The sequence below is a fragment of the Comamonas testosteroni genome (assembly GCF_014076415.1).
Lineage (GTDB): Bacteria > Pseudomonadota > Gammaproteobacteria > Burkholderiales > Burkholderiaceae_C > Comamonas > Comamonas testosteroni_F.
Genome location: NZ_CP043568.1, coordinates 1,672,595 through 1,687,489, shown reverse-complemented (window position 1 = coordinate 1,687,489; position 14,895 = coordinate 1,672,595). Strand labels below are relative to the sequence as shown.

Annotated in this window: 17 protein-coding genes; 7 read left to right on the top strand and 10 right to left on the bottom strand. The window is 60.0% G+C overall.

The window, feature by feature from the left end:
* Positions 1–107: 107 nt before the first annotated feature.
* The 3 genes from F0P97_RS07615 (at position 108) to F0P97_RS07605 (ending at position 1,937) form a co-directional block, all read left to right on the top strand.
* Positions 108–692: a hypothetical protein gene (locus F0P97_RS07615; RefSeq protein WP_182286289.1), complete on the top strand. Its 585-nt coding sequence runs from the start codon at positions 108–110 to the stop codon at positions 690–692.
* Positions 693–771: 79 nt separating this feature from the next.
* Positions 772–1,404 (top strand): DUF938 domain-containing protein, encoded by a 633-nt coding sequence (locus tag F0P97_RS07610; RefSeq protein WP_182286288.1) that lies wholly within the window; start codon positions 772–774, stop codon positions 1,402–1,404.
* Positions 1,405–1,415: 11 nt separating this feature from the next.
* Positions 1,416–1,937, top strand: a complete 522-nt coding sequence (locus F0P97_RS07605) for a DUF2199 domain-containing protein (protein ID WP_182286287.1) — start codon at positions 1,416–1,418, stop codon at positions 1,935–1,937.
* A gap of 68 nt (positions 1,938–2,005) precedes the next feature.
* On the opposite strand, the gene F0P97_RS07600 is transcribed toward F0P97_RS07605, so the two are convergent.
* The 9 genes from F0P97_RS07600 to F0P97_RS07560 form a co-directional block, all read right to left on the bottom strand.
* Entirely contained in the window at positions 2,006–3,226 is a 1,221-nt protein-coding gene (locus tag F0P97_RS07600; RefSeq protein ID WP_182284095.1) for an ISL3 family transposase, read from the bottom strand.
* Between the two features lie 137 nt (positions 3,227–3,363).
* Complete coding sequence (locus F0P97_RS07595) at positions 3,364–4,242, bottom strand: TIGR00730 family Rossman fold protein (RefSeq protein ID WP_182286286.1); 879 nt, start codon at positions 4,240–4,242, stop codon at positions 3,364–3,366.
* A 217-nt stretch (positions 4,243–4,459) separates the two neighbouring features.
* Positions 4,460–4,837, bottom strand: a complete 378-nt coding sequence (gene crcB, locus F0P97_RS07590) for a fluoride efflux transporter CrcB (protein ID WP_182286285.1) — start codon at positions 4,835–4,837, stop codon at positions 4,460–4,462.
* 54 nt (positions 4,838–4,891) lie between these two features.
* Entirely contained in the window at positions 4,892–5,320 is a 429-nt protein-coding gene (gene mnhG / locus F0P97_RS07585) for a monovalent cation/H(+) antiporter subunit G (RefSeq protein WP_182286284.1), read from the bottom strand.
* Entirely contained in the window at positions 5,317–5,595 is a 279-nt protein-coding gene (locus F0P97_RS07580) for a K+/H+ antiporter subunit F (RefSeq protein ID WP_003057255.1), read from the bottom strand. Before F0P97_RS07580 ends, mnhG begins: the two co-directional genes overlap by 4 nt.
* Entirely contained in the window at positions 5,592–6,092 is a 501-nt protein-coding gene (locus F0P97_RS07575; protein WP_182286283.1) for a Na+/H+ antiporter subunit E, read from the bottom strand. Before F0P97_RS07575 ends, F0P97_RS07580 begins: the two co-directional genes overlap by 4 nt.
* Positions 6,089–7,921, bottom strand: a complete 1,833-nt coding sequence (locus tag F0P97_RS07570) for a monovalent cation/H+ antiporter subunit D (RefSeq protein WP_182286282.1) — start codon at positions 7,919–7,921, stop codon at positions 6,089–6,091. The genes F0P97_RS07575 and F0P97_RS07570 overlap by 4 nt, the downstream gene beginning before the upstream one ends.
* Positions 7,918–8,283, bottom strand: coding sequence for a Na+/H+ antiporter subunit C (locus F0P97_RS07565; RefSeq protein ID WP_182286281.1), 366 nt, complete (start codon positions 8,281–8,283; stop codon positions 7,918–7,920). Before F0P97_RS07565 ends, F0P97_RS07570 begins: the two co-directional genes overlap by 4 nt.
* A complete protein-coding gene (locus F0P97_RS07560) occupies positions 8,283–11,258 on the bottom strand; it encodes a monovalent cation/H+ antiporter subunit A (protein ID WP_182286280.1) in 2,976 nt (991 codons plus the stop codon). Before F0P97_RS07560 ends, F0P97_RS07565 begins: the two co-directional genes overlap by 1 nt.
* Positions 11,259–11,485: 227 nt before the next feature.
* Here F0P97_RS07560 and F0P97_RS07555 point away from each other — a divergent pair, with 227 nt between their 5' ends.
* The 4 genes from F0P97_RS07555 to murI all read left to right on the top strand — a co-directional run bounded on the left by F0P97_RS07555 (position 11,486) and on the right by murI (position 14,209).
* Positions 11,486–11,950, top strand: coding sequence for a GNAT family N-acetyltransferase (locus F0P97_RS07555; RefSeq protein WP_182286279.1), 465 nt, complete (start codon positions 11,486–11,488; stop codon positions 11,948–11,950).
* A 53-nt stretch (positions 11,951–12,003) separates the two neighbouring features.
* Positions 12,004–12,594: a hypothetical protein gene (locus F0P97_RS07550; protein ID WP_182286278.1), complete on the top strand. Its 591-nt coding sequence runs from the start codon at positions 12,004–12,006 to the stop codon at positions 12,592–12,594.
* A gap of 240 nt (positions 12,595–12,834) precedes the next feature.
* Positions 12,835–13,227 carry a hypothetical protein gene (locus F0P97_RS07545; protein WP_232538147.1) on the top strand — a complete coding sequence of 131 codons (393 nt, stop codon included), beginning with the start codon at positions 12,835–12,837 and terminating at the stop codon, positions 13,225–13,227.
* Positions 13,228–13,312: 85 nt separating this feature from the next.
* Positions 13,313–14,209, top strand: coding sequence for a glutamate racemase (murI, locus tag F0P97_RS07540; protein ID WP_182286277.1), 897 nt, complete (start codon positions 13,313–13,315; stop codon positions 14,207–14,209).
* Positions 14,210–14,218: 9 nt separating this feature from the next.
* On the opposite strand, the gene F0P97_RS07535 is transcribed toward murI, so the two are convergent.
* Entirely contained in the window at positions 14,219–14,836 is a 618-nt protein-coding gene (locus F0P97_RS07535; protein WP_182286276.1) for a M48 family metallopeptidase, read from the bottom strand.
* Positions 14,837–14,895: the final 59 nt, after the last annotated feature.

Below are 14,895 nucleotides of genomic sequence, written 5' to 3'. Positions count from 1 at the left end.
CCGCGCAAGCTTGATGGCAGCCCCTATTGGCACATGTCCTGTTTGCTCTACGATGACTCAGACCTCTGCACCCTGGGCCGCTGCAATGCGACTCAAAAGGAGTCCTCATGCACAAGCCTTTTGCGCTGTTGACGACCACCGCCCTCGTCGCCTTGCTGACCGCCTGCCTGGTACCTGAACGGTTCGCCGCCAGCGTGGAAGTACAGGCTGACGGCAGCTACAGCTACCACTTTGACGGCACGGTGGTGAATGCCCTGGCCGTGATGAAGCTCAGAAAGCAGGGCGTGCTGAGCGAGAAGGACCACCAGGAGCTGGCTGCGCAAGCGCAGCAACTGAGCCGCGAACCGGAGGTCAGGAAAGCCGTCTACAAAGGCAATGCGCGCTATGCACTGGAGATTGCCGGCCAGAGAAATCCCGGCGAAGGCCTGCGATTGCTGGACATGTTCACCGTGCAGACAGACAGGAACGGCGTGATGACGATTGCCGCCAAGCCGCTCAAGGACAAGGAAAAGAGAGACTTCGCGCAACTGGGCATCACCATGAATGGCAGCCTGAAAGTCAGTCTGCCCGGCAATGCCGAGGTGCTCTCGCAAAACGCCAGCTCCACGCCCACGCTGGGCCTGGGTGCATACAGCTGGAAAATCGGCGGCCTGAGCGTGCGGCCCGAGATCAGGCTGCGCTTCAAGCCTTGAAGACTGTCACAGTGCTCGGACTTGCCATTTCGGGAGAAGATGTCCGCACGATTTCCCGTGTCTGCCCGCCAAGTTTCCTATGACCCCGAACCTTCCATCGACAGCCCCGCAACTGCCTTTTTCCCAGGCCTGCGAAAACAATCAGGCCGCTATTTGCGAGGTGCTGCAATCCGCTTTTCAGCACAGCCGGCATGTGCTGGAGATAGGCTCCGGCACCGGGCAGCACAGCGTGTACTTCGCACCGCGCCTGCCGCAGCTGCTCTGGCAGACCAGCGACTTGGCCGAAAGTCATGCAGGCATCCAGGCCTGGCACGCCGCCCATGAATCCCCCAATCTGCGTGCTCCGCTGGAGTTCGACCTGGCGAGCAGTGGCTGGCCGGCAAGTACGGCACCATCAGGCTTTGATGCCGTCTTTACCAGCAATACCTGTCATATCGTGGCCTGGCCGCTGGTACAGCGCATGTTCGAGCTGGCTGGATCGCATCTGCCCGACGGCGGCGTGTTTGCCATCTATGGCCCGTTCAACTATGGTGGTCGTTTCACCAGCGACAGCAACCGGGCCTTCGACGCTTGGCTGCGCCAGCGCGATGCGCGCAGCGGCCTGCGCGACTTTGAAGCCATCGTGGCCCTGGCCGGTCAGCACGGCCTGCAGCTTGAACTCGACCAGGCCATGCCGGCCAACAACCGCACGCTGGTCTTTCGCAAACGCTGAGCCCTTACACCATGGCCGCCATCTTTGCCTACCGATGCAGCAAATGCGATGAGATTCACGAAGGATCGCCAAGCTTTGCTTTCGATGCCCCTGCGCCCTACCGACGCCTGAACGAGCAAGAACGCGAGGCATGGGCGCAGCTGACCGACGACCTCTGCGTCATCGCCCACCCTGAAGGCACGCAATACTATGTGCGCGCAATTCTGGAAGTGCCGATTCATGGCGTGGACGAGCCCTTTCTCTGGGGCACCTGGGTGTCGGCCAGCGAAGCCAGCTTTCACCGCTATCTGGACTCCTACGACAAACCGCCCGAAGACCCGACTTTCTTTGGCTGGCTGTCCAATCTGATTGCGGTCTACCCCACGCAAAAGTCACGTCCGGCCGATGTGCATATCCAGGCCGACGGTACACGTCCGCGCGTGGTGCTGCACCGCAGCGATGAAGAAAGCGATGCTCTGGTCGTCGACCAGCATGAAGGCATTTCGATCGCGCGCGCCCAGCAACTGGCCGAGCAATCGCTGCATGGCATTTAGGCAGAACCAGGCCCGAGCGCTGACTCCGCAGAAGCTATCGGCCATCCGTTGATGCGCAATAAAAAGGTTCATCGCGCATTACCGGGGAAGGCTGCGCGAATCTTCAGAAAGAAATAGTCCTGATCGCGGTAGCCATAGGCCCGGCGCTTGATGACCTTGATGGTGTTGTTGATGCCCTCGACAACACTTGTGTTCAACGGATGCCGGCATCGGGCGATGATCCCGTGCAGGTAGCTTTGCAAGCGCTGAGCAAAGGTGCTCAGTGCTGTAATACCGCTTTGGCGCGCTTGCTCACACCAGTGCTGCCAGGCGCGATGCGCCCAAGCCGGACGACGGTAAAACCACAGCTGTTTTAGCTCATCGCGCAAGACGTATACCGCCATTAATGGCTCATTGGCCGCCAGCAGCTCCTTGAGCTGCACTGCTTGTTGAGCCTGCAGCTTGTTGCGATTGCGCAGTAGCAACCAGCGGCTGGACTTGAGCACCTTGCGCGCCAAGGGCTGTTGGCGCAGCAAGTTGGCCTGATCGACACGCACTCGGTCGATAACCTCCCGGCCATACTTGGCCACGACATGGAACAGGTCATAGACGATCTCGGCGTTGGGGCAGTTGGCCTGGATCTCCAGCTCGTAGGCAGTAGTCATGTCGATAGCAACCGCGCGAATGCGCTGGGCAACGCCAACGGGCAACTGCTCGAAGAACTGGCGGGCCGTCTCGCGTGAGCGCCCTTGCCCCACCCACAGCACCTGCCGGCTGATGGGGTCGATGACGACTGTGGCGTAGCGATGGCCCTTGTGCAACGCAAACTCGTCCATTGCCAAGTACTCGATCCGCTCCCATTGCGGCTGCGCGGTAGTGGCCAGCAATAAGGTCTTGTCGATGGACTTGACCGTGTGCCACCCAAGATCGAAGAAGGCCGCGACTGCCTTGATGCTGCTGCTGCGAAGCAACTGGCTGCACGCCTGTGCCAGACGGTCTGTGACGCGCTGGTAGCGACCGAGCCAGCTGAGTTTCTCCAGGCGCGGGCCACCACAGCTATCGCACCACAGACGCCGACGCGGCACATGCAGCACCACCTTGTACTCGAACAATGCCAGATCGCGCACGCGCCGTGTCGTGGTCTCATGGACTTGGCTGCACTGCGCACCGCAGCGTTCGCAATGCATGACGCTGGCCTGCGGCTTCAGATAGATCGACACGGTGCGGCTATCGCCCTGGGGCCACTGCACACGTTCAACCTCGTAGCCCTCCCAGCCGCCAAGAGCCTGCAATAACTTCGAGTCCAGCATTTGATTTGTTCTCCGATGTCAGCTTCGCTGTCGTCAGATTACAAAACGAACGGGCTCATCTCCACGGAATTCCTCGATGAACCAATAAAAAACCGCCAGAGGAAATCCTTCTGGCGGCTTGGGGTTGGCGTGACCGCTTATCCGTTGTTCCAGCCGGTCTTGTAGAACTGCTGGATGAAGGACCAGGCCTCGGCCGGATCATCGGTGTAGCGGAACAGGTTCAGATCCTTGGCGGAAATGGTGCCCTCTTCCACCAGCACGTCGAAGTTCAGCACCCGCTTCCAGAACTCCGTGCCGAACAGAATCACGGGCACAGGCTTGCTCTTGTGGGTCTGAACCAGCGTCAGCACCTCAAACAGCTCGTCCATGGTGCCGAAGCCGCCAGGGAAGGCTACCAGCGCCTTGGCACGCATCATGAAATGCATTTTGCGCAGCGCAAAGTAGTGGAATTTGAAGCTCAGCCCCGGCGTGATGTAAGGGTTGCCATGCTGTTCATGCGGCAGATAGATGTTCAGCCCAACATTGGGAGCACCCGCATCATGCGCGCCGCGGTTGGCCGCCTCCATGATGCCGGGACCTCCGCCAGTGCAGATGTAAAAGCGCTCGCTGGGCGCCTGCTTCATGCCTTCGGTCGCCACTATGCGCGCAAAGGCACGTGCCGCCTCATAGCGCTCGGCATTGCGCATGCCGCGCTCGGCCAGCGCCATACGCTGGGTATCGCCACTGGCCTTCGCTTCTGCAAGCTGCTGACGCGCCTGCTCCATATCCACAAAGCGCGCGCTTCCGTAGACCACCACAGTGTGCTTGATGCCGCGCTCGATCTGGGTCAGATCCGGCTTGAGCATTTCCAGCTGCATGCGGATGCCACGCGTTTCACGGCGGAACATGAACTCCGGATCGGCGAATGCAAGGCGGTTGGATTGAGGTTCCAGCTCTTTGCCGTTATGGGCCTGGTTGTGCAGCTCGGCCCAGGCATTGGCCAGATCGGTATCGGACAGGGGTGAAGAAATTTGCATGGACCCTCGGTTCTTAGAATGCTGAGTGGCACGGGCTACAGCCATCCCTAAAGATTTCGTAGCGCTGACCGCCCATCCGTCAAGTACTTCAAGCTCAAATGCACTTGTAGTGCAGATGATGCTTGCACTATACGCTCACAAAGCTATAGCCAATGAGAGTATTTCGCCTCTAAACGCTGAAGCAGTTTGCCTCAATAGTGACAAATGGTCTGCCAGCTTAACGACTGAACCCGATGCTCCAGCTGAGCATGCCCATGTAGGTCATGAACAGAGAGCCGAGCAGGTGCAGGCTAGTCCAGCCCAGGGCTGCGACCAGGCGCTGCTGCTGCAGCAGGCCGATGACCTCGGCCGAGTAGCTGGAAAACGTGGTCAGAGCACCGAGAAAGCCGGTGATGATGGCCAGTTTCCAGGCCGGATCCAGCTGGGGCATGGCTTGAAACAGCGCAATGAAGACGCCGATCAGATAGCCGCCGATCAGATTGGCGGCAAGAGTGCCCCATGGCATGCTGGCTCCGGCACTAAGCCATAGTCCCAGCCCCCAGCGCGACAGGGCGCCCAGGCAGGCACCGATGCAGATGGCAACAATATTGAGCATGGCTGCCAATCTAGCGCAAGACGGCCACCCTGCAGGGCTTGGACTCCAAGGATTTCAGCCTTTGTTCGCCAATGGTTTTTCGTCGGCTTCGGCAGCCTCTTCCTCGTCCAGAGGTTCGTTGCGCACCAGGTTGCTGAGCGTGGGCGGTACGCTCTCTCCTGCTCGGCGCGAGCGAAACAGCGCTGCGCGCATGAGGAAGATGGTGGTGATGGGCACGGTCACGGCAATGAAGATGGCAATCAGCACCGAGTGCATGACAAAGCCCTGACCGCTGACGGAAAAGTAAATCCAGGTGGCATGCATGATGAGCCAGCAGCCCATGGTGGCGATGATGGAGGGCGCATGCACGCGCTCGAAATAGCTTTTGAGCCGCAGCAGCCCTACCGAGCCCATGAGAGCAATCAGCGAACCACCGAAGACCAGGGCCGCCACCAGAATCTGGGCCCACAGCGGCAGATCCACGCCAATGACCTCGGTACTCATTCGATCACCTCGCCGCGCAGCAGGAACTTGGCCATGGCCGTGGAGCCGACGCAGCCGAACAGGGCCACCAGCAAGGCCGCCTCAAAATAGTTGGTGCTGTCATACAGAATACCCATGACCAGCATGGCCAGCATGCCGTTGAGGTACATGCAGTCCAGTGCCAGCACGCGGTCTTGCGCATGCGGCCCCTTGAGCAGGCGCAACACCGAGCACCCCATGGCCGCCAGCAGCATGACCAGAGATGCCATCAGCACCCAATAAAACCAGGGATTCATTCGAAAATCTCCATCAGCAGGCTCTCGTAGCGAGACTTCACAAAGTCAGCCAGCTTCCTGGCATCCTCCACCTCCAGCGCATGCAGCAGCAGCATGGAGCGGTCACGCGAAATCTCGGCCCAGGAAGTGCCGGGCGTCAGGCAGACGATCATGGCCAGTACTGCCAGTCCGTTGGGATCGCGCAGCTCGAGAGGAATATGGACAAAGGCCGCCGGATGCTTGCGCATGCGAGGCAGCAGCAGAAAACGCACCACATTGAAGTTGGAGACCGAGGTGTCGCAGACCACACGAAATGCCAGCTTGAGAATGCTCAGCGGATGGCTGACCCGCACCGGCAAGGGGCGCAGGCCGCGCAGCAGCACGGGAATCAGCAGACCCAGGATCAGGCCCAGCAAGATCTGGCCGGCACTGACCGAGCGGTTGAGCAGCAACCACAGCACCAGCAGAGCCACCGACAGCAGCGGTGCCGGGAAGATGGATTTCATGATGTTCTTCATGGACGGCCCTCCTCTTTCTGAGCCGAGGCTGCGGTCTGAGTAGCGGCATCCTGCGCAGCTTCGCTTTCATCGCCAATACCCGGGACGGGCTCCGCCTGCATTTCCAGCGCTGCAGCACGTGCCGCCGCCTCGGGACCCGCGGCCTCCTGAGCCTTCTTTTCCTTGGGCGCGGGGACCGGAGCAAGACCCAGGACGGTACGCACATAGACATCGGGCGAATGCAGTGCATTGGCAGCCCGCTGGGTATAGCGCATCACGTCATCGGCTTTGATCGTCAGCACCACACAGCACAGCAGCAGTGCGACGATGGGCAAGCCTTCCGCCACCTTGAGTGATGGCGCGTTCTGCTCCGGATTGGCCCAGAAATGCCGGATGCCGGTGCGCGTGAGTGCCACCAACGCCATCAAACCCGTGATGATGAGCAAGGCCACCATGCTCCAGCCCAGCGGACCTGCCTTCACTCCACTGGATGTACCCATGCCCAGCGGGTTGAGCAGACTGGTCAGCATGGCAAATTTGCCGAGAAAGCCGGACAGTGGCGGCAGGCCCGAGATCAGCAAGGTGCAGGCCATGAAGCTCAGACCCAGAAAAGCCGCCGCTGCCGGGAAGGCCCGGCCGATCATGAGCTCTTCATCATCGTCGAGATTGAAGCCTTCGGTGGGCAACAGTTCTGCATTGAGGAATGGCGCTTCATTGTCCTCATAGGGCTCGCCCGCATCGTCATCCACGCGCCAGCGGTCCACCACATCGGCAATCAGGAACAGGGCCGCCACGGCCAGCGTGGAGCCCGGCAGGTAATACAGCAGGCCCGCGGTCAGCAGATTCTGGCCAAAACCCGTCGCGGCCAGCAGAGTGCCGGACGAAAGAATGGCGGCGAAGCCCGCCAGATGGGTCAGCCGCTGCGAGCCCAGCATGCCGATGGCACCAAAAGCCATGGTCAGCATGCCGCCCACGATCAGCCAGGTGCTGCCAAACAGGGCCGATGCCCCGGCTTCCGAGCTGAACAGCAGGGTCCACAGGCGCAAGATGACATAGACCCCCACCTTGGTCATGAGCGCAAACAGGGCGCCCACGGGCGCGGTCGCCGCGCTGTAGCCTGGCACCAGCCAGAAGTTCAGCGGCCATAGCGCCGCCTTGATCAGAAATGCCGTGCCCAGCACACCCGCTGCCGCATGCAGCAGGCCGCGGTCAGCATCCTGCACCTGCGGAATGGCCCGGGCCAGATCGGCCATATTGAGCGTTCCGGTAATGCCGTAGAGCATGGACACGCCGATCAGGAACAGCGAAGACGCTGCCAGATTGATGGCGATATAGTGAAGACCTGCCTGAATGCGCGTGCTGCCGGAACCATGCAGCAGCAAACCGTAAGAGGCTGCCAGCATGATCTCGAAGAACACAAACAGATTGAACAGGTCTGCCGTGATGAAGGCCCCGCTGAGCCCCATCAGCTGCAGCTGGAACAAGGGGTGGAAGTGCACTCCGGCCTTGTGCCAGCGCGCAGCGGAAAACACCAGCGCGGCCAGTGCCACCACATAGGTGACCAGCAGCATCAGGGCAGTCAGCCTGTCCAGCGCCAGCGCGATGCCAAAGGGCGCCGGCCAGTTGCCGGGCATATAGACCGACATGGTGACGGCAGAGCCCGCCTGGTTGGTCCAGCCCAGCAGCATGACCACGATCACCAGACTGACAGTGGTGGACAGGATGTTCATGCCCAGCTTCAGGCGCTGACGCTCTTCACGCAAAAACAGCATCAGCGCTGCCGTCAGCATGGGCAGCATGATGGGAGCCAGCATCAGGTGCGGCATCAGATGCTCAATCCACCCGGTCATAGCATTTCCTGTTCGGTACGCGAGTGCATGCCATCCACATGGTCGTTTCCAGAAGCGCCGCGCGATGCCAGCAGCACGACCAGGAACAGCGCCGTCATGGCAAAGCCGATGACGATGGCGGTCAGCACCAGGGCCTGTGGCATGGGGTCGGCATAGTGCGACAAATCGGTCGGTACACCGTTTTGCAGCACCGGCACCTTGTTGATCGACAGGCCCTGACGTCCCATGGAGAAAATGAACAGATTGACGGCATATGACAGCAGCGCCAGCCCCATGATGACCTGGTAGCTGCGCGGGCGCAGCAGCAGCCAGACGCCCGAGCCGGTGAGCACACCGATGGCAATGGCCAGAACGATTTCCATTACATACCTCCCCTTGCCAGTGCTGCAGCTGTGGCGGCCTGCACCTCGGCCTCGGCCTTCCTGGCCTCTTGTTCCTGCTCTTCCAGCAAGCGCGCATGGAAGCGATGTCCGCGCACCGACTGGTGAGCGATCGCTGTCAGGATCAGCATGGTGGATCCCACCACCAGCGCAAACACGCCAATATCGAAGAAGGTGGCGCTGGCGAGATGCACATGCCCCACCAACGGCAGCGAAAAGTCAAAGCTGTGGCTGGTCAGGAAGGGGTAGCCAACGGCCACAGAGCCCAGGCCCGTGCCCAGTGCAAACAGCAGACCCGCGGCAATCCAGCGACGCGGATACAGCGGCAGATGCGCCTCCACCCAATGCGTGCCCGAGATGATGTATTGCATCAGCAAGGCGACCGAAAACACCAGCCCCGCCACAAACCCGCCGCCAGGCTGGTTATGGCCGCGCACAAAGATATAGGCAGCCACCAGCGTCGCAAACGGCAGCAGCAGCCGCACCAGCACAGCTGGCACCATCAGGTAGCCCACGGCTGTATCGCTGGCATTGCGCGGGTTGAGCAGGTCGGTCTGCAAATCGCCAGGCACATAGCGCTGCTGCTCCGGGATGTCCATGGCCTCGCGTGCGGGACGGAAGCGGCGCAGCAGCGCATAGATGACGATGGCCACAATGCCCAGCACCACGATTTCGCCAAAGGTATCGAAGCCGCGGAAGTCCACCAGCATCACATTGACCACATTGGTGCCGCCACCGCCGCCCAGCGCGTTTTCGAGGAAGAAGGTGGAGGTGCTTTCATAGAAAGGCCGGCTCATCATGGCAAACGCCAGCCAGGCCATGCCGCCGCCGACAATCAGCGACAGCACCAGATCGCGCAGGCGGCGTGCCTTGGCCCTGGCATCGGCGTTATCGGCCGCACGCATATTCTTGTCCCGTTTAGGCAGCCAGCGCAGCCCCAGCAGGATCAGCACCGTGGTGGCGACTTCAACTACCAGCTGGGTCAGAGCCAGATCGGGAGCCGAGAACCAGAGGAAGGTCAGCACCGTGCACAGCCCCGTGCCGCCGAGCATGATCAATGCGGTCATCCGGTGGTACTTGGCTTTCCAGGCTGTGCCCAGTGCACACAGGCAGCCAATCGCCCAGAGCAGCACAAAAGCCGAAGACACGGGCAAAGTGCCGCGATTGCCCAGCTTCATGCCCCATAGCCACATTGGCAATGCTGCTGCCACCAGAGCAACGCAGACCAGCCACAGCATCTGCCACTGCAGGCGGCGCGTGGACAGACTGCGGCGCCCTGCCCTGCCCAGCCAGGTGATGCGAGCCAGCAGATTCTCAAAAATCTTGCGACCGCTGACACGGCCCAGCACGGGCGTGGTGTCGAAGTGTCCGACCGTTCGCTGCCAGCGCAGCATGGTGTAGAGCACGATACCGCCGGCCAGCGCCACCAGGCTCATGATCAGCGGCATGTTCCAGCCATGCCAGATGGCCAGACTGTACTGAGGCAAGTCACCGCCTACGACTGGAGTCGCAGCGACAGCCAGAAAACCGCCCACCGCCCAGGCCGGGAAGATGCCGACGATCAGGCAAGCCAGGACGAGCAGCTCCACCGGCACGCGCATCCAGTGCGGTGGCTCGTGCGGCTCGTGAGGGAGATCGTTTGCCTGGGGGCCAAAAAAGACATCGAACGTAAAGCGCAGCGAATAGGCCACGCTGAACATACCCGCCACGGTCGCAACCACGGGCAGCACGGTCTTGACCCAGGGCGCTGCATCCAGATAGACCGTCTCGGCAAAGAACATTTCCTTGGAGATGAATCCGTTGAGCAGCGGCACACCAGCCATCGCGGCACTGGCCACACAGGCCAGCGTGGCCGTGATCGGCATCATGAAGCGCAAACCCGAGAGACGCCGGATGTCACGCGTGCCGCTTTCATGGTCCACAATGCCTGCAGCCATGAACAGCGAAGCCTTGAAGGTCGCGTGATTCATGATGTGAAAAACTGCGGCCACGGCGGCCAGCTTGCTGTTCAGGCCCAGCAGCAAGGTAATCAGACCCAGGTGCGAAATCGTTGAGTACGCGAGCAAGCCCTTGAGATCATGCTGGAACATCGCGCAATAGCCGCCAATCAACAGCGTCATGGCACCGGCTCCACCGACCAACCAGAACCATGCATCGGTGTCTGCCAGCACCGGCCACAGCCGTGCCAGCAAAAACACGCCGGCCTTGACCATGGTCGCAGAGTGCAGATAGGCCGACACGGGCGTAGGCGCCGCCATGGCATTGGGCAGCCAGAACTGGAATGGGAATTGAGCACTTTTGGTGAGCGCACCAAGCAAAATCAGCACCAATGCCAACAGATAGAGGTGACTGTCGCGAATCTGCTGCCCAGCAGCCAGCACATTGTCGAGGTCATAGCTGCCCACGATATGACCCAGCACCAGCATGCCCACCAGCATGGCCAGCCCGCCAGTGCCCGTGACCGTCAATGCCATGCGCGCGCCCCGGCGTGCGTCCTTGCGGTGATACCAGTAGCCAATCAGCAGAAACGAGAAAAGACTGGTCAGCTCCCAGAAAAACACCAGCTGAATGATGTTTCCCGAGAGCACCACCCCCGCCATGGCCCCCATGAAGGCCAGGAAAAACGAGAAAAAGCGCGGTACAGGATCAGTGGGCGACATGTAGTAGCGCGCGTAGAGCACCACCAGCGCACCGATGCCGAAAACCAGCATGGAGAACAGCCAGGCAAACCCGTCCATGCGGATCACCAGGTTCAGCCCCAGCGCCGGCAGCCAGGAAATCTCCTGCCTGAGCACCGCTCCATCAGCCATTTCCGGGAACAGCATTCCCACCTGAATAGCGCATATCAGCGCAATCACACCCGCGAGTGTTGATTCAGTATTGCGCGCGTTCGCAGGCAATAAGGCAGCCAGAAGGCTGCCTGCAAAAGGTAGGAGGATGAGGTATATCAAGGGCATGGGCGGATCATTCTAGAGGTTGGCGTTATTTTTTCCGCTATAAAAACCTGAGCATTTCACAAACTTTAGACCACCGTTCACCTTCATTTGATGACAGAAAATTCATCAAAACAGCGGGTTGCATGCAGATGAAGAAGTGCTTCCACAGCCGCCCTTGCGCACTGCACCGATGTCATACATCTGCTGCTGCAAAGCATTTTTGCCAAACCCAATCAATCTGCCAACCCATGCATGTACGCAGCTATCGCCCCGGAGATGAAATCGCGCCATGGCAGGTGTTTCACGATGCTGTTCATCAACTGGCAGTGAATCACTACGGCCAGGTACAGCTTGATGCCTGGGCGCCACAGAGCCCCGACTGGATGGAGTGGCGTCAGCGCATCCAGACACTCAAGCCTTTTGTCGCCTTCTGCGCCGATGACTTACCCATGGGTTATGCCGATCTGCAGGCCAATGGCTATGTCGACCACTTTTTTGTGGCTCCGCAATACGCCCGCCAGGGCGTGAGCCGATTGCTGCATGCACATATCGAACTGACAGCACGGCAAAGCGGCCTGCCTGAGCTGAGCGCCGATGTCAGTCTCAATGCCCAGGCTTTCTTCGCACATTTCGGCTTTGAGCTACAACGCCAACAAATCCCCGTCATACGTGGCATTGCCCTGAGCAACGCGCGTATGCGAAAAACCCTTTGAACCTGGCTCAGATCAAACCACCCACCTGCACCACCCCAACAGATGCAACAAGCATGAACTGGCTCTGGAAACCTGAAACCTCCAATCCACAGAAATGGCTGATCGTCGCTTTCATGGCGGTGATGATGGGCGCACTCGCCCCCATTTTCTGGCGCAGCTTCATACCCGATGCGCATTGGCAGCTGATCGCGCTGCATCTGGCGCTGGCACTTACCGCAGCAGCCGGCATCTGGTTGCTAAGACTCCATAGACTGGGACTTTGGCAACCCGCAGGCCCCTGGCTCGGCTACGGCCCCATCAAGCGCTGGCTGATGGCCTTGCTATGCACCGCTTTCATGACTTTCATGCTCTGGTTCAACCTGGCGGCCACTCTGCCCATGGTCTATACGGCAGTCCTGGGAAGCAATACCAGCATGCAGACCATGGCCCAAAAAAAACGGGGCTCGGGCCGTCACGCCTGCCGCCATCAGCTCAAGCTGTCCGAAGTTGACTACCTGTTTTTCGAATTCTGCATTGATGAAGATGGCTACGACAGCCTGCCATCTGCCCCGTTGCCCGCCTTGCTGTCCATGCGCGAAAGCTACTTCGGCAGGCTTGTGGACAGCATTCGTCTGGCGGCCCCACTGCAAAAAAATGAGCATTGATCGCTGTGCCACAATAAAAAACTATCTGAATGACTTCTGAAACCAGCAGCAAACAAGCGCTCTAAGCTCCTTTTTTTGTCTTTTCAAGCCGCCATGCAAATTCTTCTGCCACCATTGATGCTGATTTCCGGAATGGGCTTTGCACTCAGTGCAATCACACACTTGGCAGCATTTGCAGGGCAGATCGATGCACTTGAAACGCACTTGCCTCCAGATGCTCTGGGAATATTCACAAGCGTCATGAGCATCGGGATTTTTGCCGTCTGGATGCCTGCGGTACTGATTGCTCAGCGCATCAACAACGGCAATCGCCTGCAGTTTTCCTGGAAGAAGGTGCTCGCAGGCTGCCCCGCCTGGATGCGCAACAGCGCTTACGCGATCTTCATCTACGCTTTTGCCAACTTTTTTCTCGGCATTGCGGGCGGCATGGCCGAGCAGCAGCACGGCCTACGCGTGTTCTCGGGCCACTGGATGATCTTCTACAGCATGGCGTTTTGCATCTTCTTCTCGAGCTGGAACCTGCCTTCCATGCTCAAGACCCGCCACTGCCCGGCCGGGCATGAAGTCGGTCATGGTGATAATTTCTGTCCGGTCTGCGGCTTGCCTGCAACCCAGAGCAGCTCAAACTCCTGATAAACCATAGCCCTGGACACGCAGCCGGCACGCAAAGCGGCGCATACTGACGGCCGCAACATCGCCCCAACCTATCTCATGCACCATGCCCACTCCTCACTCCCCCATCGGTATTTTTGATAGCGGTGTGGGCGGCCTCAGCGTGCTGCAGGCACTGCGCCATGAGCTGCCGCACGAGCAGTTTGTCTATCTGGCCGACAGCGGCAATGCGCCCTATGGCGATGCGCGCGGCGATGCATTTGTGCAGGAGCGCAGTCTGGCCATTGCGAAATACCTGCTGGAGCAGCACGACATCAAGATTCTCGTGATTGCCTGCAATACAGCCACCGCTGCGGCCGTGGAACTGTTGCGCGAACGCCTGCCGCAACTGCCCGTCATCGGCGTGGAGCCGGCCATCAAGCCAGCCTCTTTTTCCAGCCAGACCCATCATGTGGGCGTGATAGCGACCCGAGGCACCATCTCCAGCCAACGCGTGGCGCGCCTGGTGTCGGAGCATGGCCAGCGCGCCGAGTTCCACCTCCAAGCCTGCGACGGCCTGGCCAGGGCGATCGAGCAAAGCACGGAGCTGGCATTGCCCGAGGATGCAGGCGCCACGGAGATCAGAGCACTCTGCGCAAAGTACACAAGCGCTTTAGGCAGTTTCGGCCATAAGACAGGGCAGATGGATACGCTGGTGCTGGGCTGCACCCACTATGTGTTTGTCAAGGACGATTTGCGCACCCTGCTGGGGCCCGATATTCAGTTCCTGGACACCGGCGCCCCGGTGGCACGCCAGACCCGGCGCATGCTTGAGCAGCGCAATCTGCTGGGAGCCGAGACCGATGGGTCGCTGCAGCTGGCCCAGGCCGATCAGATACAGCTCATGACAACCGGCCGCCTGACGGCCATGCAGGCCGCGGCCCAGCGTTGGCTGGATCTGCCCGTCGATTGCAGCCAGGCCGTCCACGTGTGCTCGCCCAGCGCGATGCCCACCCCCGCCTGATCTGCGCCATCAGACCCAGAGCAGTTGGCCGCCCTGGTCCAGATAACTGAGATAAAAACGCACATCGAACTCCAACTGATGGTAATCAGGCTCCATATGCGTGCATAACTGATAGAAAGCCTTGTCGTGATCCATGATGCGGATATGCGCCAGCTCATGCACGCAAATCATGCGCAAAAAGGCATCAGGCGCCTGCTTGAACATGGCCGCCACATGGATCTCGTGCCGGGCATTGAGCCGGCCTCCATGCGCAATCGCACGCCGCGTATGCAGACCCAGGGCATTGCGCACTACATGAATCTTGCTGTCGTAGGCCACCTTGTGCAACTGCCCTGCATTGCGCAGATATTGCACCTTGAACGCATCGACATAGTCATAGAGCGCCCTGTCCGTGCGAACCGAATGGGCCTGCGGATATTTGCGCAGCAGCCAGTCACCGGCCTTGCCCGAGAGCAGCCAGTCGCGCACCTGATTCTGCAGCGATGGCGCGTAGCCCGAGAGATAGGGCAATGCCAGCGGCACGGATGCATTCGTCCCTTCTTCGCCCACGCTGACGCGCGCAGCCCTGTCCTTGCGCAGTTGCTGAGTGACGGCTCCTGAATACTTGGGTGTAGGAATGGGCTTCATGACAAAAGACAAGCCCTCCACCACAGTCTCGGGACTGTAGCCCGGAGGGCTTAGTCAGC